The sequence below is a fragment of the Bisgaardia hudsonensis genome (assembly GCF_004345785.1).
GTDB classification, from domain to species: domain Bacteria; phylum Pseudomonadota; class Gammaproteobacteria; order Enterobacterales; family Pasteurellaceae; genus Bisgaardia; species Bisgaardia hudsonensis.
Genome location: NZ_SLXI01000003.1, coordinates 39514 through 51708, shown reverse-complemented (window position 1 = coordinate 51708; position 12195 = coordinate 39514). Strand labels below are relative to the sequence as shown.

Annotated in this window: 13 protein-coding genes and 1 other annotated feature; of the genes, 12 read left to right on the top strand and 1 reads right to left on the bottom strand. The window is 34.0% G+C overall.

Annotated elements, in window-relative coordinates; translation table 11 throughout:
* Positions 1-29: 29 nt before the first annotated feature.
* From EV697_RS05005 to murA, 7 genes are read left to right on the top strand one after another with little or no spacing between them, the layout of a single operon-like run.
* The gene (locus EV697_RS05005; RefSeq protein ID WP_132023294.1) at positions 30-824 is read left to right on the top strand and encodes an ATP-binding cassette domain-containing protein; all 795 of its coding nucleotides are present in this window, start codon (positions 30-32) and stop codon (positions 822-824) included.
* Complete coding sequence (mlaE, locus tag EV697_RS05000; protein ID WP_132023292.1) at positions 821-1606, top strand: lipid asymmetry maintenance ABC transporter permease subunit MlaE; 786 nt, start codon at positions 821-823, stop codon at positions 1604-1606. The genes EV697_RS05005 and mlaE overlap by 4 nt, the downstream gene beginning before the upstream one ends.
* A 33-nt stretch (positions 1607-1639) precedes the next feature.
* Positions 1640-2137: an outer membrane lipid asymmetry maintenance protein MlaD gene (gene mlaD, locus EV697_RS04995; RefSeq protein ID WP_132023290.1), complete on the top strand. Its 498-nt coding sequence runs from the start codon at positions 1640-1642 to the stop codon at positions 2135-2137.
* 37 nt (positions 2138-2174) lie between these two features.
* Positions 2175-2813, top strand: coding sequence for a phospholipid-binding protein MlaC (gene mlaC, locus EV697_RS04990; protein ID WP_132023279.1), 639 nt, complete (start codon positions 2175-2177; stop codon positions 2811-2813).
* A 14-nt stretch (positions 2814-2827) separates the two neighbouring features.
* Positions 2828-3196, top strand: coding sequence for an STAS domain-containing protein (locus EV697_RS04985; RefSeq protein ID WP_132023277.1), 369 nt, complete (start codon positions 2828-2830; stop codon positions 3194-3196).
* Complete coding sequence (locus tag EV697_RS04980; RefSeq protein ID WP_132023275.1) at positions 3177-3434, top strand: BolA family protein; 258 nt, start codon at positions 3177-3179, stop codon at positions 3432-3434. Before EV697_RS04985 ends, EV697_RS04980 begins: the two co-directional genes overlap by 20 nt.
* 16 nt (positions 3435-3450) lie before the next feature.
* Positions 3451-4728, top strand: a complete 1278-nt coding sequence (gene murA / locus EV697_RS04975) for a UDP-N-acetylglucosamine 1-carboxyvinyltransferase (protein WP_132023273.1) — start codon at positions 3451-3453, stop codon at positions 4726-4728.
* 60 nt (positions 4729-4788) lie between these two features.
* Here murA and EV697_RS04970 read toward each other — a convergent pair whose 3' ends face one another.
* Positions 4789-5481, bottom strand: a complete 693-nt coding sequence (locus EV697_RS04970) for a YggS family pyridoxal phosphate-dependent enzyme (RefSeq protein WP_132023271.1) — start codon at positions 5479-5481, stop codon at positions 4789-4791.
* Positions 5482-5641: 160 nt separating this feature from the next.
* Positions 5642-5758, top strand: a sequence feature (Thr leader region).
* Positions 5759-5803: 45 nt separating this feature from the next.
* Here EV697_RS04970 and thrA point away from each other — a divergent pair.
* From thrA to dapE, 5 genes are all read left to right on the top strand, one after another.
* The gene (gene thrA, locus EV697_RS04965; protein WP_132023269.1) at positions 5804-8248 is read left to right on the top strand and encodes a bifunctional aspartate kinase/homoserine dehydrogenase I; all 2445 of its coding nucleotides are present in this window, start codon (positions 5804-5806) and stop codon (positions 8246-8248) included.
* 11 nt (positions 8249-8259) lie between these two features.
* Entirely contained in the window at positions 8260-9204 is a 945-nt protein-coding gene (gene thrB, locus EV697_RS04960) for a homoserine kinase (protein ID WP_132023267.1), read from the top strand.
* Between the two features lie 23 nt (positions 9205-9227).
* Entirely contained in the window at positions 9228-10502 is a 1275-nt protein-coding gene (gene thrC / locus EV697_RS04955) for a threonine synthase (protein ID WP_132023265.1), read from the top strand.
* A gap of 177 nt (positions 10503-10679) precedes the next feature.
* On the top strand, positions 10680-11033 hold the full coding sequence (locus EV697_RS04950; protein WP_132023263.1) for a Spx/MgsR family RNA polymerase-binding regulatory protein: 354 nt from the start codon (positions 10680-10682) through the stop codon (positions 11031-11033).
* Between the two features lie 27 nt (positions 11034-11060).
* Positions 11061-12194 (top strand): succinyl-diaminopimelate desuccinylase, encoded by a 1134-nt coding sequence (gene dapE / locus EV697_RS04945; RefSeq protein ID WP_132023686.1) that lies wholly within the window; start codon positions 11061-11063, stop codon positions 12192-12194.
* Position 12195: the final 1 nt, after the last annotated feature.

Below are 12195 nucleotides of genomic sequence, written 5' to 3'. Positions count from 1 at the left end.
ACAGTATATAAAATATGTAGTGGCGGTTTATGATACAACCTTTCGTTGAAGTAAAACATCTCGTATTTAAAAGAGGTAATAGAACAATTTTTAATGATCTTAATTTACAATTCCAAAAAGGAAAAATAACTGCGATTATGGGGCCTTCGGGAATTGGTAAAACAACATTATTAAAATTAATAGGTGGACAATTAGTGCCTAATGAAGGTAGTGTTTTGTTTGAAGGACAGAGTATTTCTAGAATGTCAAATTCTGAACTGTATAACGCTAGACAGAGAATGGGAATGTTGTTTCAATCAGGGGCTTTATTTACAGATATGTCCACTTTTGATAATGTTGCCTTTCCTATTCGAGAGCATACTCGTTTACCAGAGGAACTGATTCGTAAAATAGTATTAATGAAATTAGAGGCTGTTGGTTTGAGAGGTGCTGCAAATTTAATGCCTTCAGAACTCTCTGGTGGAATGGCAAGAAGGGCTGCATTAGCAAGAACTATTGCTCTTGATCCCGAATTAATTATGTATGATGAACCTTTTGCAGGGCAAGATCCTATTAGTATGGGCGTTATTATTAGTTTAATTAAACGTTTGAATGAGGCATTACAGCTTACTTCAATTATTGTTTCTCATGATGTTCAAGAAGTATTAAGTATTGCTGATTATGCTTATATTATTGCAGATAAAAAAGTAATCGCTGAAGGTACTTCAGAAGTATTATTACAAAGCAAAGATCCAAAAGTACTGCAATTTATCAATGGTGAAGCTGATGGGCCAGTACGTTTTCATTATCCAGCAGACAATTATGAGAAGGAACTTTTCCTATGATAGTTAATTTTATTTCTTATGTAGGATTGAGTGCAATCAATTTCTGTCGTGCTCTAGGTCGTTCTGGTTTTATGCTTTTTGGTGCATTGGTTGGAAAACCGCAAATTCGTAAGCACTTTCCTTTATTTGTTAAACAGTTGCATATCTTAGGTGTGCAATCATTACTAATAATTATGCTTTCTGGATTATTTATTGGTATGGTTCTCGGTTTACAAGGATATGTTGTACTAGTCGATTTCTCTGCGGAAACAAGTTTAGGCCAGTTAGTTGCACTTTCATTACTACGCGAATTAGGACCAGTAGTAACTGCTTTGTTATTTGCAGGTCGAGCTGGTTCTGCATTAACCGCAGAGATTGGACTAATGAAAGCTACGGAGCAATTATCTAGTTTAGAAATGATGGCTATTGATCCATTAAGACGGGTTATTTCTGTTCGTTTTTGGGCGGGGGTTGTTTCGATGCCTATTCTTGCAATTATCTTTACCGCTATTGGTATTTGGGGAGGCTCTCTTGTTGGTGTTGATTGGAAAGGGGTTGATTATGGTAGTTTTTGGTCGGTAATGCAAAATGCAGTGAGTTGGCAATATGATATATTTAATGGGATTATAAAAAGTATTTTCTTTGCTATTGCAGTGGTATGGATTGCATTATTTAATGGATACGATAGTATGCCGACTTCAGAAGGAATTAGTAAGGCTACAACAAAGACAGTTGTTAATGCATCACTAGTTATATTAGGTTTAGATTTTATATTAACCGCATTAATGTTTGGTGCGGATTAATTAGAAAAGAAAGAATAAAATATAGGATAGACTATGACACGAACAGTTAAGTATGAATTTTGGGTTGGATTATTTCTATTATTGGGTGTTTTAGCTTTTGTTTTTTTAGGGCTAAAGGTCGCCAATCTTCAAGGATTTAGTCAAGAAAAATCATATCAAATAAGTGCAACTTTTGATAATATTGGTGGCCTGAAAGTCCGTTCTCCATTAAAAATTGGTGGAGTTGTCATTGGACGAGTGACAGACATTGGGTTAGATCCACAAAATTATTTACCTGTAGTTAAAATTGCTATAAAGCAGGAATATAATATGATTCCAGATAATAGCTCGTTTTCTATAAAAACATCGGGTTTATTAGGTGAGCAATATGTTTCTTTGAGTGTAGGATTTGATGATGGTGAAACGACTATGCTAAAAGAAGGTAGTAAAGTTTCTAATACTAAGTCGGCGATGGTACTAGAAGATCTAGTTGGGCAGTTTTTATATGGTGATAAGAATAAGAAAGAATCATCCCCTAATACAGCAGAATAATGCTAATTTATTTTTTATAACCTAGGAGTAACAATTTATGTTAAGAACTCAATTTAAACATTATTTTTCAAAAATATTAGTAATTTTAACCGCACTTTTTTCATTGCAAGCTATTGCAGAAGACAGTCCTTATGTGTTGATGAAACAGGCCTCAGATGAATTATTTACGGATATTACGGAGAATCAAGCAAAGATTAAGCAAGATCCGAATTTATTAAAGTTGATAGTACGTAAGAATTTAATGCCTTATGTTCACGTTAATTATGCGGGATCGCTTGTTTTAGGTCAATTTTTTAGAGCGACAACACCAGAGCAACGCGCGGCTTTTTTTGTTGAATTTGATAAATTTATTGAACAGTCTTATGCACAAGCATTAGCTTTATATACTAATCAAAAAATTGAAATAGAGAATCCTAAAAACGTTTCTGATAATCAAGTGAGTATCCGTGTTAAAGTACTACAAAATACTAATACGGCTCCAATTAATTTGACTTTCTTTTGGAGAAAAAACAGTAAATCTGGTAAATGGCAAGTTTACGATATGGCTGCGGAAGGGGTAAGTATGATTGATACTAAAAAACAAGAATGGTCTCCTATTCTGCGTAAAGAAGGAATCGAAGCATTAACTTTACAAGTTAAAAAAGCCGCTGCTGCTCCGGTTAATTTAGGACGATAATTGGACTATATTCAATGCAAAATAAAGAAAGTTTACATTGGGAATTAAGTCAAAATAATGATAACATAACGATCCAATTGACAGGGATATTATCTAGAGATTCATTACTTGCTGTATGGCAAGAATATTCTTCTCCTTTATCATTATTAAGATTTAATGATAAACATTTGTTATTAGATTTAAGTGCTGTTACCCGCATCGATAGTGCGGGTTTTGCTTTTATCTGTGAATTAATTAATAAAATTAATAGCAATGTAAAATCGTTAGAAATAATTTCTTATCCTGATCAACTTATGATACTAGCCGATCTTTTTGGTTTAAGTAGTTGGATTAAGCCTTTTTTACAATCTAATGGAAATTTTAATGGAAACTCAAGAAATTGAACAAATTTTGAAAGATGCTTTAAATATTAATGATATTTATGTTCAGGGTGAAAACTCTCATTTTGGGGTAATTGTTGTTGATGATGAATTAGCAAAATTATCTCGTGTTAAACAGCAACAGTTAATTTATGCTCCTTTAATGAATCATTTTTCTTCTGGCGCTATACATGCTCTTACAATAAAAACATTTAGTAGAGAAAAGTGGAAGCGAGAACGTTTATTTAACCCTTTAAATTAAATTTTGGAAAGTATTTATGCAAAAATTTAGAGTTTATGGTCAATCAAGATTGAATGGAACAGTCAATATATCAGGTGCAAAAAATGCTGCATTACCTATCTTATTTGCTTCTATTTTAGCAGAAGATCCCGTTAAGCTAACCAATGTCCCAGAGTTAAAAGATATTGATACAACAATTAAAATATTGAAAAAGCTGGGTGTGGTGGTTACTAAAGATTCTGATGGTTCTTTGAATTTAGATGCGTCGGCTGTGAATAATTTTATTGCGCCTTATGAGCTTGTAAAAACGATGCGTGCATCTATATGGGCATTAGCACCGCTAGTTGCTCGTTTTCATCAAGGACAAGTTTCATTGCCTGGTGGATGTTCTATTGGAGCGAGACCTGTCGATCTGCATATAAAGGGCTTAGAAAAATTAGGTGCACAAGTTATACTTGAAGATGGCTATGTAAAGGCTCAAGTTAATAATAGTTTGATTGGTACGAGAATAGTAATAGAGAAAGTGAGTGTGGGGGCGACTTTGTCTATTATGATAGCTGCCACTTTAGCAAAAGGAACAACTGTTATTGAAAATGCTGCTAGAGAGCCTGAGATTACTGATACTGCCATTTTTCTTAATAAAATGGGGGCTAAAATATCTGGAGCGGGTACAGACAGCATTACCATTGAAGGTGTTTCTCGTTTATCAGGTTGTGAACATAGTATTGTTCCTGATCGTATTGAAACTGGAACATTTCTTGTGGCTGCCGCAATTTCTGGTGGACGTATAGAATGTCATAATACCAAGCCTGATACCCTTGATGCAGTTATTGATAAATTACGAGAGGCTGGTGCTGATGTTGATGTTACTGAGGATAGAATTATTTTAGATATGAAAGGTAATCGTCCAAAGGCTGTTAATATTAGAACGATGCCTTATCCTGGATTTCCGACAGATATGCAAGCACAATTTACTTTATTAAATATGGTTGCAGAAGGAACAAGTAAAATTACAGAAACTATTTTTGAAAACCGTTTTATGCACATACCAGAATTGATTCGTATGGGCGGAAAAGCTGAAATAGAAGGAAATACGGCTATTTGTCATGGCGTTGAACATTTGTCTGGTGCAGAAGTAATGGCAACGGATTTGAGAGCCTCTATAAGTTTAGTATTGGCAGGATGTATTGCTAATGGAGAAACAATAGTTGATCGTATTTATCATATTGATCGTGGTTATGAACATATAGAGGATAAATTAAGATCGTTGGGTGCCAGAATAGAGCGTTTTTCTGAAATATCAGAGGAAGAATAACGACAATCTAAAAGGGTAATTTGGTTTGGATTACCCTTTTGGATAATAAGTTATTATGGGTTAATTCCTTTTTCCGAAAATTGCTGTACCAATTCTTACCATTGTAGATCCTGCATTTATTGCTAAATCCATATCATCTGACATTCCCATTGAAAGTGTGTCTATCTGCTCATTAGGATAGTGTTTTTGTAAATCTGTAAATAATTTATTCACTTTTAAAAATATATTTTGTTGCTCTAATCTATCTTTTAATGGGGCTGGAATAACCATTAGTCCCCGTAATTTTAGTTGCGGAAGATTCTGAATATATTCTGCAAAAGCTAACATTTCATTAGGCTGAATACCGGATTTAGTCGTTTCATCACTGATATTAATCTGTATCAGTACATTAAGAGGTAATTGGTTTATCGGTCGTTGTTCATTAAGACGAAATGCTATTTTTTCTCTATCTAATGTTTGTATCCAGTCAAAATATTCAGCAACCAAACGAGTTTTATTTGATTGTAATGGACCTATAAAATGCCACTCTAGATTGATATTTTGTTGTTGAAAATAAGTTATTTTTTCGATACCTTCTTGAACATAATTTTCTCCAAATGCTACTTGGCCTGCTTTGTAGGCAGAGAAAATATCTTCCATAGGTTTTGTTTTACTTACTGCAAGTAATTTAACAGAAGAGCATTCTCTATTTGCACATTTACAAACTTGGTGTATTTCTTGTTGTATTTTGAGTAAGTTTTCTTGAATAGACATATTATTATTCCTGTTTTTATTAATTTATTAGGGTATTCTATAATACTTGTCAATTTTTGGGAATTTTACTGATTTTATTTATTTTTTATTTGACAATTTATCAAAAATTAGGTATTTCTATCACATCTTTTATTTTTGAAAAATAACGCAATGAAAAAAGCTGTTTTAACTATCACCACAATTATTATTACCATTACTGTGATTAGTGGGGCGGGCTAGTGCGTTTAAAATAGAAATTCATAAAACCCGCATTATAAAAAGTGCGGGTTTTTTTATATTAAAATTTAACTATTAAAAATCACAACATCTTAGGAGAATTATTATGCGTGTTCTTAAATTTGGGGGAACTTCCCTAGCTAATCCCGAGCGTTTTTCTCAAGCAGCACAAATTATAGAAAAAGCACATTTAGCAGATCAAGCGGGGGCTGTGTTATCCGCACCAGCAAAAATTACTAATTATCTAGTTGCATTATCAGAAAAAGCAAGCCTTAGACAACCAATAGATACAGATTTTAAGGCAGCTCTGGATATTTTTTATAATATCATTGATGGATTGTATGCTGAAAATAATAATTTTGATTTACAAGGAACAAAATCATTTATTGATGGTGAATTTAATCAAATTAAAGAATTATTAGTGGATATTCATCAATTAGGTTATGTATCTGATGAGGTTAAAGCCACTATTGATTCAAGAGGTGAGAAGCTTTCTATTGCAATGATGAAAGCTTGGTTTGAAGCTCGAGGTTATGAGGTTACGCTTATTAATCCAGTAGAAAAATTGCTAGCACACGGACATTATTTGGAATCTTCAGTAGATATTGAGGAATCGACTAAACGTATTGGCTCACTTGCTATTCCTAAAAAGAATGTTGTTTTAATGGCTGGTTTTACAGCTGGAAATGATAAGGGAGAATTAGTTTTACTTGGTCGTAACGGTTCTGATTATTCTGCTGCTTGTTTGGCTGCTTGTTTGGGTGCGAATGTATGTGAGATCTGGACTGATGTAGACGGTGTTTATACTTGTGATCCGAGATTAGTGCCTGATGCACGTTTATTACCAAATTTATCTTATCGTGAAGCGATGGAACTTTCTTATTTTGGTGCAAAAGTTATTCATCCTAGAACAATAGGGCCTTTGGTACAAACAAATATTCCTTGCTTAATTAAGAATACAGGTAATCCTGATGCTTTAGGAACGGTCATTAATAGCCTACAAAGTAGCAATTTACAAGTAAAAGGTATTACAAATTTAGATAATCTTGCGATGTTTAATGTTTCAGGTCCTGGTATGCAGGGAATGGTTGGTATGGCTGCTCGTATTTTTGAAGCTCTCTCTAAAGCAGGTATTTCGGTTATTTTAATTACTCAATCTTCATCAGAATATAGTATTAGTTTCTGTGTACCCATTAAGGTTGCAGAAAAAGCTAAAGCTGTATTAGAAGCTGAATTTTCAGAAGAATTACAATCACAAGCTCTTGAACCTATTGATGTAATAAGAGATTTATCTATTGTTTCTGTTGTTGGCGATGGAATGGCACAAGCTAAAGGAATAGCGGCAAGATTTTTCTCTGCATTATCAAAAGCAAATATCAATATTGTGGCTATTGCTCAAGGATCTTCTGAGCGTTCTATTTCTGCTGTGGTTTCACAAAATCAAGCAATTGAGGCTGTAAAAGCAACACATCAAGCATTATTTAACAATAAGAAAATTGTGGATATATTTTTAGTTGGTGTTGGTGGTGTAGGTAATGCACTAATTGAACAAATACAAACTCAAAAACGGTATTTAGAAAATAAAGATATTGAAATACGAGTTTGTGCATTAGCTAATTCTCATAAAATGTTATTGAATGAAAATGGATTAAGTTTAGATAATTGGCAGTCTGATTTAGAAAATGCCACTCAACCTTCTGATTTTGATGTTTTACTTTCATTCATTAAATTACACCATGTTGTTAATCCTGTATTTGTTGATTGTACTTCTTCTGAACGTGTTTCTGGATTGTATGCAAGAGCATTAAGTGAAGGTTTTCATGTTGTAACGCCAAATAAAAAAGCAAATACAAGAGAAATAGCGTATTATAATTTATTGCGTGAAAATGCACGTCAAAATCAACGTAAATTCTTGTATGACACTAATGTTGGTGCAGGGTTACCTGTAATCGAAAACTTACAAAATTTATTAGCTGCAGGTGATGAACTCGTACGCTTTAATGGAATTTTATCTGGTTCATTATCTTTTATTTTTGGAAAACTTGAGGAAGGACTAAATTTATCTGAAGCCACTAAGTTTGCACGAGAAAAAGGATTTACAGAACCCGATCCTCGAGATGATCTCTCAGGACAAGATATTGCCCGTAAACTATTAATCTTAGCTCGTGAAATTGGGTTACCATTAGAGTTATCTGATATTGATGTGGAAGGTGTTTTACCAAAAGGTTTTTCTGAAGGAAAATCGGTAGAGGAATTTATGTCTATGTTACCAACGCTTGATAGTGAATTTTCTGAACGTGTTAATAAAGCAAAATCAGAAGGTAAAGTATTGCGTTATGTAGGACAAATAGAGGAAGGTAAATGTAAGGTTGCCGTTGTAGCTGTTGATAGTGATGATCCATTATTTAAAGTTAAAAATGGTGAGAATGCGTTAGCATTTTATACTCGTTATTATCAACCTATACCACTATTGTTAAGAGGGTATGGGGCTGGTAATGAAGTAACAGCAGCTGGTATTTTTGCGGATATTTTAAGAACATTAAATAATTAAGGATAACGTTCATGTTAAGAATTTATGCACCAGCTTCAAGTGCAAATATTAGTGTCGGTTTTGATACTTTAGGGGCTGCGGTATCTCCCATTGATGGATCATTATTAGGGGATGTTGTCCAGATAGAAGCTATTAATAGTGGCTTTGAATTAGAAACAGCTGGCTACTTTGTTCGTAAATTACCGAAAGAAGCCAATAAAAATATTGTCTATCAAGCTTATGTTTTATTTAGTGAGCGTTTAAAGCTAAAAGGATCTAAGGTTAAAGCCTTAAGGCTAACCTTAGAAAAAAATATGCCGATTGGTTCTGGTTTAGGATCAAGTGCTTGTTCGATAGTCGCTGCTTTGGTGGCATTAAATCAATTTCATGATGCTCCTTTTTCAAAAATGGAACTATTAGAAATGATGGGGGAACTTGAAGGGCGTATTTCTGGATCTGTTCATTATGATAATGTTGCTCCTTGTTATTTAGGGGGAGTACAGTTAATGGTTCAATCATTGGGTAATATTTGTCAAAAATTACCATTTTTTGATAATTGGTACTGGGTTCTAGCTTATCCTGGTATTGAAGTTTCAACCGCAGAAGCAAGAGCTATTTTACCTAAAACTTATACTCGACAAGATGTTATTTCTCATGGTCGTCATTTAGGAAGTTTTGTACACGCCTGTCATACACAACAAGAAGCACTAGCCGCTTATATGATGAAAGATGTAATTGCTGAACCTTATCGTGAAAAATTATTACCTAATTTTTCAGAAGTAAAACAAGCTGTCCGTGACTTAGGTGCAGTTGCTTCTGGTATTTCAGGATCAGGTCCTACAATGTTTGCCATAGCTTCTGATTTATCGATAGCAATGAAGATTTCTAGTTATTTAGAAAACCATTATTTACAAAATAATGAGGGCTTTGTGCATATTTGTAAGGTCGATAATCAAGGTGCAAGAAACTTAGATTAAGTTAATTTTTAAGGACATATTAGATGAATTTATACAACATAAAACATAATGAAGAACAAGTAAGTTTTGCACAAGCCGTACGTCAGGGGCTAGGAAAAGATCAAGGGTTATTTTTCCCTGAAATTATTCCAACATTAGCGAATATTGAGGAATTACTCGCTTTACCATTAGTTGAACGTAGTCAAAAAATTCTTACCGCACTTATTGGGGAAGAAATATCAGAAGAACAATTAAATAAAATGGTAAAAAATGCCTTTACTTTCCCAGCTCCAGTAAAACAAGTAGAAAATGGTGTTTATGCTCTAGAATTATTTCACGGACCAACATTAGCATTTAAAGATTTTGGTGGACGTTTTATGGCTCAAGCATTAGCAACAGTGCGTGGTGATGGTAAAATCACTATTTTGACCGCTACATCTGGTGATACTGGGGCTGCAGTTGCTCACGCGTTTTATGGATTAGAAAACATTGATGTAGTGATATTATATCCGCAAGGTAAAATTAGCCCATTACAAGAAAAATTATTTTGTACTTTAGGTGGTAATATTCGTACTGTGGCGATTAAAGGGGATTTTGATGCTTGCCAAGCATTAGTTAAGCAAGCTTTTGATGATGTTGAATTGCGTGAGGCTATTGGTCTAAATTCAGCAAATTCCATTAATATTAGCCGTTTATTGGCCCAAGTTTGTTACTATTTTGAAGCAGCCGCTCAATTATCTTCACAAGAGCGAGAAAATCTTGTTATTTCAGTACCAAGTGGCAATTTTGGTAATTTAACCGCTGGATTAATAGCTAAATCTTTAGGATTGCCGATTAAGCGTTTTATTGCTTCAACAAATGTTAACGATACGGTTCCTCGTTATTTAGCAACAGGTAATTGGGATCCTAATGCAACTATTGCAACTTTATCGAATGCGATGGATGTTAGTCGTCCGAATAACTGGCCTCGAGTTGAAGAATTATTTAAACGCAATCAATGGAAATTGACTGATTTACATTCCTCATCAGTCACAGATGCGGAAACAGAGGAAACCTTGGTGGAAATGAATAATAAAGGCTACTTATGCGAACCACACGGAGCAGTAGCTTATAGGGTATTGAAACAAGATCTACAACAAGGGGAAACAGGACTGTTCTTATGTACTGCTCATCCCGCAAAATTTAAGGAAAGTGTAGAACGAATTCTAAATCTTGAATTGCCGTTGCCTGAAGCTTTAGCAAAACACGCTGAATTGCCATTACTTTCTGATGTAATGGAAAATGATTTTAATCAACTACGAAGTTATCTATTAAAATAGTAGGAAATATAATGGGCAATTTATTTTGCCCATTTTTATGTATTGCATATAGGCTAGTTATTGACATAATCAGGCAAAAGTGCGGTTACTTTTGAGGATACTTTTTGTGTTTATTGACAGTATAGTTTAGAAAGCATAGTATTTAAAAATGATTTTAAAAAGATAATAGGATAGTAAATGATTAAGGTTTATGGAATAAAAAACTGTGATACAGTAAAAAAAACATTAAAGTGGTTAGGTGATAATAATATACAAGCAGAACTTTATGATTACCGTGTTAATAGTTTAGATAAAGATTGGTTGATCTTGGCTGAACAACGTTTTGGTTGGGAAAGTTTAGTCAATAAAAGAAGTACAACTTGGCGTAATCTTGATGAGAATACTAAAAAAACACTAACAAAAACAACCGCACTTGATTTATTGATGGAACAACCAACATTAATTAAACGTCCGATTATTCTACAAGATGATATAGCGTTAATTGGTTTTAATGAAATTGAATATGCAACAGCATTGCTCAATAAAAAATAATTTATCCCACTAAAATAATAAACAATGATGAAAAAAGAAGTCGTAAATTTAGCTCAGCAATTAATTCAACGTCCTTCCATTAGCCCAGATGATCAAGGTTGTCAGCAATTAATTGCTCAACGTCTTGAGAAATTAGGTTTTACTCTTGAATGGTTACCCTTTAATGATACTTTAAATCTATGGGCAAAACACGGGAATACTTCCCCTGTCATTGCTTTTGCTGGACATACTGATGTTGTTCCTGTTGGCGATGAAAGCCAATGGGATTATCCTCCCTTTTCTGCGAAAATTATTGATGATATGCTTTATGGACGTGGTGCGGCAGATATGAAAGGATCGCTTGCTGCAATGGTTATTGCTGCCGAAGAATATATTAAAAATAATCCAAATCATCAGGGGACAGTTGCCTTTTTAATTACCTCAGATGAAGAGGCTGCAGCTAAAGATGGTACGGTACGAGTAGTAGAAACTTTAATGGCTCGCAATGAAAAGATTGATTATTGCTTGGTCGGTGAGCCTTCAAGTACGGCAGAATTAGGGGATATTATTAAAAATGGACGTCGAGGTTCAATTACTGGTAATTTGTATATTCAGGGTATTCAAGGTCACGTTGCTTATCCTGCGTTAGCGGATAATCCTGTACATAAAGCTATTCCCTTTTTATTAGAACTGACTACTTATCAATGGGATAATGGTAATGATTTTTTCCCTCCTACAAGTTTACAAATAGCGAATATTCAAGCAGGAACAGGGGCAAATAATGTAATACCTGGAGAATTATATATTCAATTTAATTTACGTTATTGTACAGAAGTTGACGACCAGATTATTAAGTCAACCGTAGAAAAAATGTTAAAGAAACATCATTTAAGTTATCGAATTGATTGGAATTTATCTGGTAAGCCATTTCTAACTAAGCCTGGTAAATTAGTTAATTCGGCGATAACCAGTTTACAAGAAGTGGCAGACATTACCCCCAAGCTAGATACTTCAGGCGGTACCTCTGATGGTCGATTTATTGCATTGATGGGAGCGGAAGTGATTGAATTAGGGCCTTTAAATCGTACTATCCATAAAGTGAATGAATGCGTTAGTTGTCAACATCTTGGTGTATTAGCTCAAGTCTATCAACGTATTCTAGAAAGAATATTGGATAAATAGA